At 37.0% G+C, this 14,561-nt stretch carries 19 protein-coding genes; 6 read left to right on the top strand and 13 right to left on the bottom strand.

Features of this window, described 5'->3' with window-relative positions; genetic code table 11:
• Positions 1–121: 121 nt before the first annotated feature.
• The 3 genes from D0S48_RS17490 (at position 122) to D0S48_RS21020 (ending at position 1,576) form a co-directional block, all read left to right on the top strand.
• On the top strand, positions 122–655 hold the full coding sequence (locus D0S48_RS17490) for an HTH-type transcriptional regulator Hpr (RefSeq protein ID WP_144541778.1): 534 nt from the start codon (positions 122–124) through the stop codon (positions 653–655).
• Between the two features lie 121 nt (positions 656–776).
• The gene (locus D0S48_RS17485) at positions 777–1,322 is read left to right on the top strand and encodes a DUF3267 domain-containing protein (protein WP_144541776.1); all 546 of its coding nucleotides are present in this window, start codon (positions 777–779) and stop codon (positions 1,320–1,322) included.
• A 68-nt stretch (positions 1,323–1,390) separates the two neighbouring features.
• On the top strand, positions 1,391–1,576 hold the full coding sequence (locus D0S48_RS21020; RefSeq protein WP_090570160.1) for a hypothetical protein: 186 nt from the start codon (positions 1,391–1,393) through the stop codon (positions 1,574–1,576).
• Between the two features lie 100 nt (positions 1,577–1,676).
• Here D0S48_RS21020 and D0S48_RS17475 read toward each other — a convergent pair whose 3' ends face one another.
• Positions 1,677–1,790 carry a YjcZ family sporulation protein gene (locus D0S48_RS17475; protein WP_144541775.1) on the bottom strand — a complete coding sequence of 38 codons (114 nt, stop codon included), beginning with the start codon at positions 1,788–1,790 and terminating at the stop codon, positions 1,677–1,679.
• A gap of 139 nt (positions 1,791–1,929) precedes the next feature.
• On the opposite strand from D0S48_RS17475, the gene D0S48_RS17470 reads away from it, so the two are divergent.
• The gene (locus D0S48_RS17470) at positions 1,930–2,865 is read left to right on the top strand and encodes a peptidylprolyl isomerase (protein ID WP_144541773.1); all 936 of its coding nucleotides are present in this window, start codon (positions 1,930–1,932) and stop codon (positions 2,863–2,865) included.
• A gap of 267 nt (positions 2,866–3,132) precedes the next feature.
• Here the strand turns inward: D0S48_RS17470 and yhaM are convergent, their stop codons facing one another.
• The 6 genes from yhaM to D0S48_RS17440 form a co-directional block, all read right to left on the bottom strand.
• Entirely contained in the window at positions 3,133–4,071 is a 939-nt protein-coding gene (gene yhaM / locus D0S48_RS17465; protein WP_144541771.1) for a 3'-5' exoribonuclease YhaM, read from the bottom strand.
• Complete coding sequence (locus tag D0S48_RS17460) at positions 4,068–6,785, bottom strand: ATP-binding protein (protein WP_151113020.1); 2,718 nt, start codon at positions 6,783–6,785, stop codon at positions 4,068–4,070. The genes yhaM and D0S48_RS17460 overlap by 4 nt, the downstream gene beginning before the upstream one ends.
• 3 nt (positions 6,786–6,788) lie before the next feature.
• The gene (locus tag D0S48_RS17455; protein ID WP_151113018.1) at positions 6,789–7,994 is read right to left on the bottom strand and encodes a metallophosphoesterase family protein; all 1,206 of its coding nucleotides are present in this window, start codon (positions 7,992–7,994) and stop codon (positions 6,789–6,791) included.
• Between the two features lie 90 nt (positions 7,995–8,084).
• On the bottom strand, positions 8,085–8,273 hold the full coding sequence (locus tag D0S48_RS17450; RefSeq protein ID WP_151113016.1) for a hypothetical protein: 189 nt from the start codon (positions 8,271–8,273) through the stop codon (positions 8,085–8,087).
• A gap of 17 nt (positions 8,274–8,290) precedes the next feature.
• On the bottom strand, positions 8,291–8,602 hold the full coding sequence (locus D0S48_RS17445; RefSeq protein ID WP_151113014.1) for a DUF2178 domain-containing protein: 312 nt from the start codon (positions 8,600–8,602) through the stop codon (positions 8,291–8,293).
• Entirely contained in the window at positions 8,603–8,803 is a 201-nt protein-coding gene (locus D0S48_RS17440) for a helix-turn-helix transcriptional regulator (RefSeq protein WP_144541761.1), read from the bottom strand.
• A 139-nt stretch (positions 8,804–8,942) separates the two neighbouring features.
• Between D0S48_RS17440 and D0S48_RS17435 the strand changes: the two genes are divergently transcribed.
• A complete protein-coding gene (locus D0S48_RS17435) occupies positions 8,943–9,128 on the top strand; it encodes a YhzD family protein (protein WP_144541759.1) in 186 nt (61 codons plus the stop codon).
• Positions 9,129–9,173: 45 nt separating this feature from the next.
• On the opposite strand, the gene D0S48_RS17430 is transcribed toward D0S48_RS17435, so the two are convergent.
• From D0S48_RS17430 to D0S48_RS17405, 6 genes are all read right to left on the bottom strand, one after another.
• Complete coding sequence (locus D0S48_RS17430) at positions 9,174–10,190, bottom strand: anti-sigma factor (RefSeq protein WP_151113012.1); 1,017 nt, start codon at positions 10,188–10,190, stop codon at positions 9,174–9,176.
• The gene (locus D0S48_RS17425; RefSeq protein WP_151113010.1) at positions 10,177–10,731 is read right to left on the bottom strand and encodes a sigma-70 family RNA polymerase sigma factor; all 555 of its coding nucleotides are present in this window, start codon (positions 10,729–10,731) and stop codon (positions 10,177–10,179) included. Before D0S48_RS17425 ends, D0S48_RS17430 begins: the two co-directional genes overlap by 14 nt.
• A gap of 601 nt (positions 10,732–11,332) precedes the next feature.
• Positions 11,333–12,112, bottom strand: a complete 780-nt coding sequence (locus D0S48_RS17420; RefSeq protein WP_191697590.1) for an enoyl-CoA hydratase — start codon at positions 12,110–12,112, stop codon at positions 11,333–11,335.
• A 118-nt stretch (positions 12,113–12,230) separates the two neighbouring features.
• Positions 12,231–12,575, bottom strand: a complete 345-nt coding sequence (locus D0S48_RS17415; protein WP_151113008.1) for a YlbF family regulator — start codon at positions 12,573–12,575, stop codon at positions 12,231–12,233.
• A gap of 41 nt (positions 12,576–12,616) precedes the next feature.
• On the bottom strand, positions 12,617–13,759 hold the full coding sequence (locus tag D0S48_RS17410) for a DUF445 domain-containing protein (RefSeq protein ID WP_151113006.1): 1,143 nt from the start codon (positions 13,757–13,759) through the stop codon (positions 12,617–12,619).
• 65 nt (positions 13,760–13,824) lie between these two features.
• Positions 13,825–14,214 (bottom strand): ferritin-like domain-containing protein, encoded by a 390-nt coding sequence (locus D0S48_RS17405; protein ID WP_151113004.1) that lies wholly within the window; start codon positions 14,212–14,214, stop codon positions 13,825–13,827.
• 73 nt (positions 14,215–14,287) lie between these two features.
• Here D0S48_RS17405 and D0S48_RS17400 point away from each other — a divergent pair, with 73 nt between their 5' ends.
• Positions 14,288–14,491, top strand: a complete 204-nt coding sequence (locus D0S48_RS17400; protein ID WP_144541784.1) for a YheE family protein — start codon at positions 14,288–14,290, stop codon at positions 14,489–14,491.
• Positions 14,492–14,561 lie beyond the last annotated feature (70 nt).

The raw sequence follows: 14,561 nt of genomic DNA, 5'->3' as shown, positions 1-14,561 counted from the left end.
TTTGTCTCTTTCTATAGTAAATTATTATAAAATTAATAATATTTTTAAATATTTTATTTCAACTTCCTTACTTTATTGCTATAATGTGTAAAGATTATAACTCAGAAAGAAGGCATACGAGATGACTGATCAATTTTATACGATGAAGGAAGCAATGCTATATAGTCAGCGAATAGCTCAACTTTCAAAAGCTCTTTGGAAGGCAGTCGAAAAAGATTGGCAAACTTGGATTAAGCCCTATGATCTAAATATTAATGAGCATCATATTTTATGGATTTCTTATCACCTTAAAGGCGCTACTATTTCCGATGTTGCAAAATTTGGAGTAATGCATGTGTCTACTGCCTTTAACTTTTCCAAAAAGCTAGAGGAAAGAGGATTACTTTCTTTTTCTAAACGAGATACGGACAAGCGTAACACATACGTAGATGTAACTGAAAAAGGTCAGCAGCTTTTAGAGGAAATGTATGAAAATTATCATGAAACTCCTCATTCTGTTATTGAAGGCTCTCGTCCTGTAAAGGATCTTTATGGAAGGTTCCCAGAGTTCATGGATGTGATGGCTGTAATCCGAAATATATATGGCGACGATTTTATGGAGATATTTGAGCGTTCTATTCAGAACATTGATGATTCTTTTACTAAGGCAGAATAGCGTTAAACCAGCAATGTAAGCGCTCTATAAATTTTAATATTTATTAAGCTTGTATTTTTTATAGAAACATCGTATTGTATGTATCTGAAATATAATTTATTTTATAGGAGATGCATCTATCTTGCATTGCTGGAAAACCATTAATGTCAAAAAACAATACGGCATGGAGCGTTTATTTCTTCTATCATCTATTATGGTAATTGCCGTTTTTTCTATCGCATATGCCTTACTAGGAATTATAAATGATTCTCATAAATCTGATGACTTCTTTTGGCTATTCGCTATTGGGGTATTAATGGTTTATCCGCTTCATAAAATAATTCATTTTATTCCATTGTTTACAATTCGAAATAATATTAAAGTTACCGTAAAGAGACGGTATGGTATTCTTCCAATCGTTTCTATTAGAGTGTGCGATCCAATCAATAAAAATAGATTTTTATTTTCATTAATTGCTCCTTTTATATTTATCAATTCTGCTATTTTAATAGGGGCATTGCTAGCACCAACCTTTGCACATTATTTTACGATGCTCTTTGCCTATCACTGCGGAATGTGTTTTATAGACTTAATTTATGTAAAGAATTTAAGCAAGTCACCTAAAAGTGCATTTATTGAAGAAACTGACGCTGGTTATCAAATTTTAGTAGCTGTTTCGAATTATTAGCAATATGTTACACTTGTAACTACTGCTCCTTATTTGATATGCTTAGTGTATATGAAGGGAGTTTAGACATGATTATATTTACTTTAGTTCTATTCTCGGCATTTTACTTGCTACAAATTAATCGAATGACTTATGCGCTTGTAATGTCAAAAGAAATCCCAGAAGAAAAACATCCTAAGATTTTTAGAACCATTAATATATTAATTACGATTCTTCTTGTATCTTTCTATGTTGAGTTGGTTTACGCAGTTTAAGAGAAAAATTGACCCAAATCATTAAAATGATTGGGTCATTTCTTATTTCTGAAAGAAATATAGACCAAGATCGCCTAAGCGATCTCAGTTCTTGATTTCGTTAGTAGATGAATGCAGCGCCAACGATAATCAAAAGAATAAACAGAACTACTAATAAAGCGAAGCCTGAACCTGATCCATAGCCACCGCCATAGTTGTTATATTGTCCACCCATTTAGAACACCTCCCTTTTCTAATTTATCCTATGCTGTGGTTTCAAAATATGGTAGGCAAATGAACGGGAACTATTTTTGTTTTTGTTTCGTTTATGTTATAGTTACACTTGCAACATGATGAAGTTAGGAGAGATTTCCATGAAAAAAACAGTTTTATCATTAACATTAGCAGCATCTGTTCTTGCATTAGGAGCATGTAGCAATGATTCTGCTGATAGCAGCGAAGTAATTGCAACATCTAAAGTAGGCGACATCACACAAAATGATTTATATGAAGAAATGAAAGCTTCCATTGGAGAACAAGCTTTCCAACTTCTTATGATTGAAAAAGTACTTGACTCTAAGTACGATGTTACCGATAAACAAGTAGACGCTCAGCTAAAAGCTGATAAAGAACAGCTAGGAGAAAATTTTGAAACGTTGCTAGCTCAACAAGGATACACAGAAGAATCATACAAAAAATATTTACGCCTTAATCTTTTACAAGAAGCTGCTATGATCGAAGATGTAAAGGTTTCTGAAGATGAAATTAAAGCGGAATATGAAAATACCAAAAACGAAGTTAATGCTCGCCACGTGCTTGTAGAAGATGAAGAAACAGCTAAAAAAGTTAAAGCTGAATTAGATTCTGGTAAAGAATTTGCTGAAGTTGCAAAAGCTTACTCTACAGAACCTGCTGCACAAGAAAGCGGCGGAGAGCTTGGATGGTTCGGTAAAGGTGCTATGGACGCAGAATTTGAAAAAGCAGCATTTGCTTTAGAGCCTAATGTAATTAGTGAACCAGTTAAATCTAGCTTTGGCTACCATATTATCGAAGTAACGGACAAGCGTGAAGTTAAAGAATCATATGAAGACAAAAAAGCTGAAATAGAGAAAAACTTGAAGCTTGAAAAAGCAGACCAATCTGCATTATTACCAAAAATCGCTAAGCTATTAAAGGATGCTAAAATTGATATCAAGGATAAAGATTTAGAAGCTGCCCTTGATGAATTTTTAAATGCTGGTGAAGCTGCCGATACTACAGATGAATCAAAAACAAAAGACGATGCTTCTACTGAAAAAAGCGAAAAATAATTCAAACTAGCAGGATTAACTATTTTGCTATAAGGGATCGCGGCTCATGCCGTGATCCCTTTTTTATATCTATAAACATGAAAACGTTAAACCTATAAAACATCTTGTACACATAACCCACGGAAGTATGGAGGTTTCTCTTTCGGGGACATCTCCATTTGCCCTCAAGACCTTGGAACTTATGCTAAACATCACTATTAATAATCATTTGGAGCTTTTTTTCAATAAAAAAATCGTAAAGGCCTTGCATGGCCTCTACGATTTTCTTTATTCAAAAGTAGGCTTATAGAAAGAACGATTTTCTAATGGGAATAAACGCTCTGTAAATTCTCCCGGATTCGTTTTATCCAATGCTCGATTAAGCATATTCATCTTAGCATCAATATTATCAATATAATGCAGTATTTCTGCTTCACGCACCATCGGTCGCTTCGGACTACCCCACTCTTCTTTTCCATGATGAGAAAGCACCATATGTTGAAGTAGCATTACTTCCTCTCCATCAATTTGAAGCTCCTCTGCTGCTTTTGATATTTCATTCACCATAATCGTAATATGTCCTAACAGGTTACCTTCAACTGTGTACGTAGTAGCTACTGGCCCCGATAGTTCTAATACCTTCCCTATATCATGTAAGATGATTCCTGCATAAAGAAGATCTTTGTTTAATGTTGGGTAAAGGTCGCATAGGGATTTTCCAAGCTTTAGCATAGAAACGACATGATCAATTAAACCAGAAGCATAATCATGATGGTTTTTAGTAGCTGCTGGATAAGTCATAAACGCTGTTTGATGTTTCTTTAGTAAATGGCGCGTTACTCGTTGTATCAAAGGATTTTTCATCTCGAAGAAAAATTGTAGTAATTCCTCCATCAATTCTTCTTTTGACTTTTCTGCTGATGGAACTAAATCGTGAATGGTTATCGTCTCATCTGCTTTAACAGGTCGAATACTCTTTACACGTAGCTGAAACTTTCCACGATAATCTTGTATTTCTCCCCCAACGCGCACTATTTGACTAGCAGCATATTGTTTTTCATGCTCCTCGTTGGTATCCCATAGCTTGGCCTCGATATCTCCACTTTTATCCTGCAGTACAAGTGACATAAATGGTTTTCCAACTGTTGTAACACCTTTAGTTGATTGTTTAATCAGTAAGAAATGATCAACAGGATCTCCTACTCGTAGCTGTGTAATTCCCTTCATCTCAAAACCCCTCCACTTCCAACTTGTAATGTCGCTACCTCTATTATATGAGCCTCATTCCAACTAAGACGCATATGCTCATGACATGTAAAATACAATAGTTGATGTTCATCTTGTAGCTCTTGCATTAATTGTACCACTTGTTTTAATCGGTTTCGATCGAAATGTACAAAAGGATCATCCAGAATAATAGGAAAAGAAATTTTATTCTTTAACGAAACTGCTAAGGAAATTCTTAAGGCAATATATGCCTGCTCCTTTGTGGCCTGACTTAGCTCTGCTATCTTAAATCGTTCTCCGCTAGGCTTGACTGCTTCGAAAAGACCGTCAGGCGTAAACTCTAACTGCTCGTAGGATTCGTTAGTTAATATCCGAAAATAGCATTTTGCTTTTTCAAGAACCTCCGGAAGTCTTTCTTCTTTTAGTTGTAACAATGTCTGTTTAATAGCTTCTGTCACTGTTTTATAAGCAGCCCATTTTTTAACTAGCTCATACAGCTCGGATTTTTTTTCTTCTAATTCTTGTAATTTTTCACTTTGCTTCTCATTTTCGAGCAAGCGACTCGTTTCATATAGCAATGATGCCTTTTCCTCTAAAAGAACCTGACTTTTTTCTTTCATCTCATTTAGAGCTTTTCTAGCTGTTTCTTCAAAGCCTTCCTCAAAATCATCGATACCTACTTGACTATCGCCTAATTGTATCCTAACTTGCTCTAATTCTCTTTCTAATGTAGCTCTCTTTTGAGACACTAAATGAGCTTGATAATAATCACTTTCTGTTGTAACCCCAGTCTCTTGGAAAAGCAATGTCATCTGTTGATCCTGAGCTTTTAATAACAATTGTAGCTCCTTAAGCTTTTCCTTGAGTTTCGTTATTTTATTTATAGTCGTCTGCTCTTCCTCTAACTTCTTCTTTTCTGATAAATAAATTTCACGTAGTTGGTGGAATAAAAGGTCATCTGCTAACTGGAAGTTCGTCAAATGTTGAGCACGATTTTTCAAGTCTCGCAAGCTTCTGCTTACTTCCTCTAACTTACCTTCCATTTGGTCCAGTTGAATTTGGTAATCCTGAATCATTCTTAAACGATTAAACAGGTCCGTTAATAAATTAGGAGAAAGCTCCTCATTAATATGATATTTCTTTAAAAATACAGAAACTCTTTGTTTCAGGTCCCTCTTCCTCTGTTCTATTTCTATTATTGTTTCTTCTAGCTGAGTAATTTGTTCAGTGAGTCCGCTTAGCTCGTTTTCTAGTAAGCTTGTATATTGACGGACATCATTCTCTTTATTCAGCCCTCTAACGAGCAATTTAAAGCCTCCATAGACAACAACACTAATAATAATTGCAAGGAGAGCAATAAACCAATTGGAGGCAAGAAAGCTAAAGATAACCCCAATAACTAATATAAATCCTATTACCGAAAATAAGATACCCGTTGCGTTACCTTGGCCACTAGATGATGACCGAGAGCGTTTCGATTCCTGTATCTTTTTTTGTAGCTGCTCCGAATCCTGTTTCTTCAGATTCAGTAAACGGCTTTCTTGCTGATGCTGATGGTCCAGTTGCTCTTGTTCTTGAAGCATTGTCACGAGCCGATCTTCTTGCTGCATAGACATATCTGCGTCAATAATACTGACTAAACTTTTTTCCCACTCCATGCCAATTAGGCTAAGCTGTTGCATCTGTTGCTGTAGTGTTTTGTTCTGTTCTTCCTCTAACTGAACTCGCTTGGCACGTAACTGATGCCAATGAGATTCCTGACCCAAAAATCCCTGAATTTCATTCAGCTTTTCTAGTGAAATTGTTTCAGTAGCTTGAACTGTTAGCTGCAGCTCCTGGTTTAGTTGTTCTGCAGCAATTTGTGTATTTGTCTGCTTATCTTTAATAGCCTCATAGCGGCGAATCCCTTCCGGTGGAAATAATAGTATTGGAAGCTTATCCAACTCCTCGATAAGCTCGATTTCAGCTATTTTTAGTGGCTTTAATTGTTTCCAACGAGAATAATTCTGTAGTTGCCCCGCCAGCTCCTTCTCACGCTCTATCATTTCACTTAAGAGCTGCTCTATTTCATTTAGACGCTGGATAGATGGCTCGTATTTCTCCACCTGTTCCATTTGCTCCTTCCACCCAACTTCAAGCTGCCTTAACTCTTCCAATTTTTGATTGATGAGTGGCTTTCTACCAGTCGGCTTGTAGAGCTCTCCCATTTCTTTTGCAAACTGATTTTCCACATTGGATAACGTATCCATTCCTGTTGTTCCAGAGGAGAGTAGTGTACGAGTCAGCTCTTCCTCTGTCATTTTTTCAAAGCCCTGTAACTGAAGCAGAGAAAATGAAAAAATAGCTTCAAAATCTACTCGACTGTAGGAATGAAGTATATTGGAAAGCTCCTTTTCTCCTCCACGAGTACCATCCTCGAAAAATAAGGTGACATCTCCACTCGCCTTCCCTTTTACCCTCTCAATCACGACTCTCTTACCTTCATCTGATTGGATTTGTATCTTTCCGCCATAAGTGGTGTTGCTTCTTGGCTCGTACCTAAGGAGCTGTGCATTTCGCTGTGGGAATCCAAAAAGAATATGCAGTATAAACTGCTGAATCGTAGACTTTCCTGCTTCATTCTCCCCAAAGAATACATTTATCCCCTTATGAAGTTCCACTTCTATATTTTCATGCTTTCCAAAACCGTATATATGGAGCTTTTCTATTTTCATATGTTACACTCCCCTCGTTACAGCCTTGTTCAGTAATTGCTTAGATTCCATTTTTACCTCTTCAATAAAATCCTCATCTATGCTTGGAAGGTAGCGACTGCCTTTTGGATGCTGATATAACTCCTTCACAGCCAGCTTCCAATGTGTAAAGTCCCACTCTTCCCATATATCCGTCAACATCAGCGTTTCATTGAGTTGGTTAATAGGTAAGTCAATAACTAAATCCTTAAGGATGATAAAGGGATTTTGCTGATCCATAGATTCCTGAAAGATGGCTAGCCATTCCTCCCTCGAGGATGTATCAAGCATTTCAAAGGTCTCTTCTGTAATTTCGGTTAGCGTTAATTCTATAATGGCGTTTCCATTGCTTTCCACATAATCTTTTAGCTGGTGTTCTACCCGACTAATCAATTCATTGGCGTGGACAATATCCTTACAGGAAACCTCTAGCTGATCGTAGATAAACATACTACAAGGGATAAATTGCAGGTCTGTATTGTTCTTTGTCAGAGTTACCTCATAGAAACCTTTCAGCCCTCTTTCATTGCGATGTCTGCTTTGTATATTGCCAGGATAGACGATAGCTGGATCCATATGTAAAACCTGTCGCTTATGTATATGCCCAAGCGCCCAGTAGTCATACCCCTTCCCGATTAAATCACTTTGACGAAACGGCGCATAGACATCATGCTCTTTATTTCCTTCTAAACTTCCATGTAGCATTCCTATATGAAAGTCCTGACCATTTGCCTTTGGGAAATAGGTATGCATTGCTTCTCGAATATGGCGTTCCTTATAGCTAAAACTAGAAATGTGTACAGTCTCGCCTTTAACATTAAGTGTTTTTGTTTCTACATCTCGTCCAAATACCTCTACGTTCTCTGGCATCTGAAAACGAACCCAGCTTCCACTCAAATGATCATGGTTTCCATGACAAATAAAAACCGGTATCCCGCCTTCTCCAAGAGCTTCCATTCCCTTTTGAAACAAATGCTGAGCTCGCAGACTACGATTTTCTCCATCATAAATATCACCGGCTATTAAAACAAAGTCCGGCTTAGTTGCCAAAGCATACTGAATAACATTATTAAAGGCATGAAATGTACTTTCTCTAATTTCCTGCCATCTATTTTTAGGGATAGATGATAATCCTTTAAAGGGGCTGTCTAAATGTAAATCTGCCACATGTAAAAACCGAATAGCTGCCATTCTACTACACCTCACTAAAAATAGAATATTTGTTCTTATTTTATCATATAGAAAAGGCTATACACAAATAAATGTGTAATAGCCCTTTTTTTATTTCTTTTCCATTTGTATTTGTACTAGAGATGTAACTAAACCAGTTATCCCTGCCGTTAACCCTGCTGGTAGGCTAAATAGGAAGTAATACCACTGTCCTGTATATAGAGAGATTCCTAAGAAAATTAATGGTAAACCGATTAAAGCAAAAATTGATGCCACTAGTGCCCACTTAGCTTTAGTCATGATTTATTCCTCCTTTGCTAGTTTTTCTTTTCCGCTACTGCAGCACCTATTCCATAAGAGACGATGTGTGTAATCCAGAGGCCAGTCATAATAAAAAATGATAATCCGGGCCCCTCCACAATGATGATAATCATCCATGCTACTAATAAGGCTGCTGTTGTGACTTTCCAAGAATAAGATCTTGCAGTTGAATGCACTTGATTATACCGTTCATCAAATAATCTTTTCTTCTTTCCGACTCTACGAAAAATAAAAAAAGTAATCCCCATGATTGCTATCGCCGCTGGCAATCCAATTAAAAACGTAAACCAATCAAATTCTCCACTCATTTAATCTTCCCCTTCGTAAATGAAAATGTCTTCTATATGGCACTGAAACAATTTGGAAAGCTTAAAAGCCAAATTAATAGATGGATTATACTTTCCTTTTTCTAAAGAAATTATAGTTTGCCGGGACACCTCTAACTTTTCCGATAATTCGTCCTGTGTCATCCCTAGTTCCATTCGTTTATCCCGAACATAATTTTTCACTGTTACCCTCCTTTTTAGTAAAGCTAACTTTACGTAAAGTATACTTTACTTATTAAATAAATGTCAAGCAGACTTTACTTTTATTTTTTAATTTTTGTTGTATAATGAATTTTAAGAATACATAAGGGGTGTATGATACATGAAAGCATACAAATTCACAGCATTTGAACCAACAGGGGAACTAATCGTCGAGGAAACATGGAATTATGAAAACGACGACGAAGCAAAGAAACAAGGGGAAGAAGCAATACACGAAAAAGGCTACGGAAACAAAACACATCGCTTAGTTAACAGCTCCGGCAAGCTTATATTGTTTCATGTGTAATATAAAAAGGGACTTAACCCGATATAACGGTTTAAGTCCCTTTTCCTATTCTTCGATCCAATTCCACGGCTTAATTTCTCCTAGCTGAACACTATGAATGCCCTCTACCTCTTTAAGCTTCAGTAACTCTTTCACAGGTCCTGTCACCACTGCTCCATAAGCTTGGAATCCTTCTTTTTGAAGATAATCATGTCTTTCTTGAAGATAATCTGTTGCTAACAATGTTTCTGCTAGGTTTTTATCTTTGTCGAGCATCATTTTCATATTTCTAAGCATTGCTGATTGGCTTTCCCTTACTGAATGATTGTTTAAAATGCTAGTTGAATAATTGATATTAAAGTCTGCATCTACCTTTTTAAATCCTGATAATCCCCAAGGTTTTGCTAATGATATATCGTTTTCACTGCCACTCCAGCCGCCTTCAGTGAAATTCTTTAATTCCCCCATATAAATTGGCATCCATAAAACATCTATTTGATAAGGAGAAATTAATTCTAATAATTCCTCTGGAGAGTAGTAATCGTTTATGGAAAAAGCTAGTTGAGCCACATTTCCTTCATGTATTTGCTCTAACTGATTCCAAACATTCGGTGTCTGAGTTTCGTCTAACTTTTCATTCGTTACAGGATTATAGGGTAAAGAAAAATTAAAGCCCTTGTCACTATTATAGGGAAAATACTCATTAACAGTAGTCGTGCTATAAGCGTCTATAAGAGGTTTATTTAGGCTAACCTTTGTTATAGCAAACTCCTCTTTACCTATTATTTTCATCAAAGGGAAGTCAATCTTCTGTGTTAAAAAGGGAGTAATTTCATTTGTCCCACTTCTTGAATTAGTGGAGATATATCCTGGATAAGTCCAATCAACGGCTAATTTCTGATAAAATTCCGTTCGCTTACCTACGTTAGTAGCTTCATAAATGATTGATACTGAGATCATATAAACAGCATATACAAGAAAAATCCCTAAAAGTACACGAATGACATTGAAAGATAATTTCCATGAAAAACGTTTTTTATGCTTTTGTACAATTGCTTTTGCTTTCTCATCATTCCATTCCATCTTTTCCACTCCTATCAAAATCCTTTCCAAGGCGATCTGCCAGCTGTTTGAATCTCTGTCTAGCCCGATGTATTGTTACTTTAACCTGATCTAATGTAATCTCTAATGTCTCTGCAATTTCTTCGTATGAAAACTCCTCATACTCTCTTAAATATAATATAGTCCGATAATTTTCCGGAAGGAGCAGTGATATATCTTGAATTTCACCGGATTTTTCTTGATTCAATAAATCCTCCTCTGGCACTCCATATGGGCTAACATATTCCTCGGAATTAGAGAGATAATCGTAGAGCGGTACCCACTTCCACCTCTTCCGTTTTCGCCATTCATCCATATATGTATTTCTAGCTACCTTATATAGCCAGCTTTTAACTTGCCTGCCGTCATATAAATCCAAGGACAAAGTCGCTCTATAAAAGGACTCCTGAACAAGCTCTTCCGCAATCGAATCGGATCCCGTTAGTTTAAGTAAGTAGAAGTAGAGAGGCTTAGCATAAGCTAAATAGACTGTTTCTAAGTCATCTTTCCTTTGTTTCTTCACTTCCTTGCCTCCCTTCTAACCTAAAACGTTTAGACATGCATATTGTTACAGTCTAAATTAATTTATTTGTAAAATATATAGGTGTTGGGATTAAGTGGTGCGGATTTGATAGTATTTTAGGGGAGCTTCTGCTTCATTTAGGAGACACTTTTCTATTTTTAGGAGCGCCTTTTGATTATTTAGGGGCGGAAGTACACTTTAGGAGGCGCCTTTCACCCGTTTAGGGGTGGTTCCGCTCTCTTTAGGAGACACTTTTCTACTTTTAGGAGCGCCTTTTGATCGTTTAGGGGCGGAAGTACACTTTAGGTGCGCTTTCAACCCTTTTAGGGGCGATTCCTCTTCATTTAGGAGACACTTTTCTACTTTTAGGAGCGCCTTTTGATGATTTAGGGGCGGAAATACACTTTACGGGCACTTTTCACCCGTTTAGGAGCGGGTTCGCTCACTTTAGGAGACACTATTCTACTTTTAGGAGCGCATTCGCATTTTTTACGAGCGTATGCTCACACATTCAACCGTTTAGCGGCGAAACATTTCCCCGTAACCAAGCTCTCCAATAAAAAAGAGCCAAGGTTAGCTAACCTTGACTCTTTCACACTCATTATTCTCCTTTAAACGTCGGTTTACGTTTTTCAACGAATGCTTGAATACCTTCTTTATGATCTGCTGTTTTACGCATTGCCGATTGACCTTTTGATTCTCCCTTTAAAATTGCTTGTAAGTCATGAATTTTGGATAAGTGTAAAATTTCTTTAGAGGTGATCATTGCTGCAACCGGTGATTCAATAAGTTTTTGTGCATAGGCTGCGGCTGTTGCATGACCAGCTCCGTCTGGTGCTACCTCGTCTACTAGTCCTAACTTTTGTGCTTCCTTGCCGTTAAACAATTGTCCACTCCACATAAGCTGCTTTGCCTTTGGTATCCCTACTCGTTCTTTTAGGAAGAAGTGGCCCCCTCCATCAGGTATTAGTCCGATTCCTATGAAGTTCATCGCTAGCTTACTATTTTCTTCAGCGATTATAATATCACAACCTAGAACCATGCTAAATCCAAGACCTGCCGCAGCTCCATGAACGGAAGCAATGGTGATTTGAGGCAAAGTATAAAGGTTTAGTGCGATACGAGTTAAATAATCCATTGCTGCATCTATGTCTAAAGGATTTTCATCGTTAAGCATTGCTTTAATATCGCCACCAGCTGAAAAAGCACGACCCTCCCCTTTAATGATAAGGACTTGAATAGATTTATTTTCTTTTAAATCCTCCAATAACTCCGCTAATTCTTCCATCATAGTTTCATCCATTGCATTCATAGCATCTGGCCTATTTAAAGTTAATGTTGCAATACGACCCTCTTGTTCAAATAATAAAGTTTTATACATAATTAAATCCCCTTTGTGAATAGTCATTCATTTTTATAATTCGGCATTTATTCATATATTCCTTCTTTTTAAGCTAATAAAAAAAGCTCTAAGCCAAAGAGCTTAGAGCCTTTTCATGTTATATTCCTTCATACATTTCTTGGACAGGTTTAAGCAACACACGGTTAATCTCTTCGATCATCTGGCTAAGTGCCATTTCCGCTTGTAGCATGTGGAATATTTTTTCATTTGTTTGAGCAAGCTGTGCTGTTTTTTGAGCATATTCGATCTCTTCACCAGAGATTTCCTCACCTTGCATTTGCTTCTCTTGTAAAGAAAGCTGAATTTTACGGAAGCTTTGAAATAAAGCAAGTGCCTCTGGGTCGGCCTTTACTGATTCTATTGCATCTTTTACGTTTGCGAATTGATCGGTCTGGCGAAGTGATGCCTCTAGTTTGTTAATATCATCGTAAATGTTAATCATGTTTGTAAGCTCCTTTATTTAGGCATTGTCCTAGCCTTTTGTTAGCTAGTTAGAAATACGATTAGGCCTTGAATGATTCCTATAAGCCCCCCGAGCACACCACCGAGAACAGTAATCATTTTGAACTCTCTTTTGGAGATTCCAAGTACGATATCCTCTAATCGCGCTACTGGGAAAGAGTCAACTTGCTCTTTAACCATTTCCTCAAGCTTCATCTTACGTAATACTTCCTCTAGTTTTGCCTCTGCTTCGACAAAAGCAAAATTAGTTACTTTAGGTACCATTTGAGTCTCTAACCAATCTGAGGCACCAGGGAAGTAATGGTTTAAACTATAATTTAATCTTTCTTCAATTGCAAGTTGTTCCTTTAAGTATGCTTTTACATTGACCACCAATGGATCAAAATCAAAGCCTTCCATCATCTCAGCCAAAGGTCGGTCCTTAAGCTTTTCCCACTCATTTTGAACAATATTTTCAAGCATTACTTTTGTTCCTGGGGCACGAAGAAACTTTAATATTTCAGGCTGTACCTTCCCAGCAAGTGAAGAAGACTCTCCCATAAACATTTGAATCATGTTACCTAATGTTCCTTTGGTAGATAGGAAATCATCAATCAGTTTTTTAACTGCACTTTTACCTTCATCTGATTGAAAAAATTCCTCACCCTTTTGAAGAATATAGGAAACAATATCTCCGACCTTGCTATCAGCCTTCAGCTGCCAATCTAGTGGAGCAATTTGACGTATTGTTTCCTTTTCAAACTTCGTCATAACCCGATTAAATTGTATATCAACCTGTTCTTCTATTTTTTCATTTACAAGAGAAGGCACAGATTCTATACCTGCAAGCTTTAGCCAATCGTCTATCGTCTTCTCTGACTGAAATATATTTTTATTAAGCTGTTTTACAATGAAATCATTAGCTTTCATTTTCATCGAATCATTGAAGTATTTCTTTTTAAAAATATCAGGTGTCAGTAAATGCTTGATAACAGTAATTCCCAATTGTTTAGCAAGCTCATCCCGACGCTTTGGTATTAAGCCTGGAGTGAACGGTACTCTCCATGATCCTATATACTTTGCTTCATGAGGTCTGAAAAGCATTTTAATGGCGAGGTGATTTGTAACCGCTCCAATTGCTGCTCCAACGACTGCCATGAATATGATTGTCCATAAAAAACCCATCTATCTCACCTTTTTCCTCTAGCTTCTAGATTATTATAGCAGAGGAGTATGAAACACAAAAACAATTAGAGTGCATTGTACATCATCGAAAATCGGATTGCGTGCTCCGTCTCATCATGCATAGCGCAAAATAGAGGAGCATAGGCTTGTTGAATAGGAATTTGAAGCAGCATTTCCTTATATACTTCTGCTGTTTCCAATTCATCTTTCACAGACTGCTTGGCACAGGATTTTAATTCTGTACATGGGGGTACTTTTTGTAAGTTTTGAACAAAACTCCCTGTAAGCATATAATAGAGTTGTTGAAACATTTCGTAATGGCTTTTTTCATCCTCATAAACATGCTCGATGAATTCCTTCCAATACGGATCGTCTGTCAGCTTATACATATCCATATAATGATGATAATCAGCGTACTCGTTCTTGATTGCTTGTTCAAGCTTTTCAATAAACAATTAGATGCTCCTTCACTAGTCATTTATACTAGTATATGCGCGCAAATTCACTCACATGAAAGGTATGATTTCTTTGTTACAGCATTTCAGCTTTAAGCCACTCTATGAAAACAAACAACTACCTGGCTGGTCACTTTCTTTCTTCTACAAACAAAAAAGATATTCAGCAAACTACGAGCCAGATGGTTCTATTAAGTGGAATGGTGAGACACCATCTGATGAAGAAACAGTAAAAAAAATGATTCACGAGCTAATGCTCTTCCACGTATACGACTAAGAAAAGCACAAGCACCTATGTCTATTCCGAGATACGAAAGGGCAAAGTTAGAACTTCCCCTTTCTGATCT

It is taken from the genome of Psychrobacillus sp. AK 1817 (genome assembly GCF_008807035.1).
Taxonomy (GTDB): domain Bacteria; phylum Bacillota; class Bacilli; order Bacillales_A; family Planococcaceae; genus Psychrobacillus; species Psychrobacillus faecigallinarum.
This window is presented reverse-complemented; position numbering and strand designations above follow the sequence as displayed.

Excerpts from the sequence above, each read along its gene's own strand:
- D0S48_RS17455 (WP_151113018.1), bottom strand. The coding sequence starts at position 7,994 with ATGGCAGCTATTCGGTTTTTACATGTGGCAGATTTACATTTAGACAGC.
- D0S48_RS17470 (WP_144541773.1), top strand. The coding sequence starts at position 1,930 with ATGAAAAAAACAGTTTTATCATTAACATTAGCAGCATCTGTTCTTGCA.
- yhaM (WP_144541771.1), bottom strand. The coding sequence starts at position 4,071 with ATGAAGGGAATTACACAGCTACGAGTAGGAGATCCTGTTGATCATTTC.
- D0S48_RS17490 (WP_144541778.1), top strand. The coding sequence starts at position 122 with ATGACTGATCAATTTTATACGATGAAGGAAGCAATGCTATATAGTCAG.
- D0S48_RS17445 (WP_151113014.1), bottom strand. The coding sequence starts at position 8,602 with ATGAGTGGAGAATTTGATTGGTTTACGTTTTTAATTGGATTGCCAGCG.
- D0S48_RS21020 (WP_090570160.1), top strand. The coding sequence starts at position 1,391 with ATGATTATATTTACTTTAGTTCTATTCTCGGCATTTTACTTGCTACAA.
- D0S48_RS17430 (WP_151113012.1), bottom strand. The coding sequence starts at position 10,190 with ATGGAATGGAATGATGAGAAAGCAAAAGCAATTGTACAAAAGCATAAA.
- D0S48_RS17450 (WP_151113016.1), bottom strand. The coding sequence starts at position 8,273 with ATGACTAAAGCTAAGTGGGCACTAGTGGCATCAATTTTTGCTTTAATC.
- D0S48_RS17460 (WP_151113020.1), bottom strand. The coding sequence starts at position 6,785 with ATGAAAATAGAAAAGCTCCATATATACGGTTTTGGAAAGCATGAAAAT.
- D0S48_RS17415 (WP_151113008.1), bottom strand. The coding sequence starts at position 12,575 with ATGATTAACATTTACGATGATATTAACAAACTAGAGGCATCACTTCGC.
- D0S48_RS17410 (WP_151113006.1), bottom strand. The coding sequence starts at position 13,759 with ATGGGTTTTTTATGGACAATCATATTCATGGCAGTCGTTGGAGCAGCA.
- D0S48_RS17475 (WP_144541775.1), bottom strand. The coding sequence starts at position 1,790 with ATGGGTGGACAATATAACAACTATGGCGGTGGCTATGGATCAGGTTCA.
- D0S48_RS17420 (WP_191697590.1), bottom strand. The coding sequence starts at position 12,112 with ATGTATAAAACTTTATTATTTGAACAAGAGGGTCGTATTGCAACATTA.
- D0S48_RS17435 (WP_144541759.1), top strand. The coding sequence starts at position 8,943 with ATGAAAGCATACAAATTCACAGCATTTGAACCAACAGGGGAACTAATC.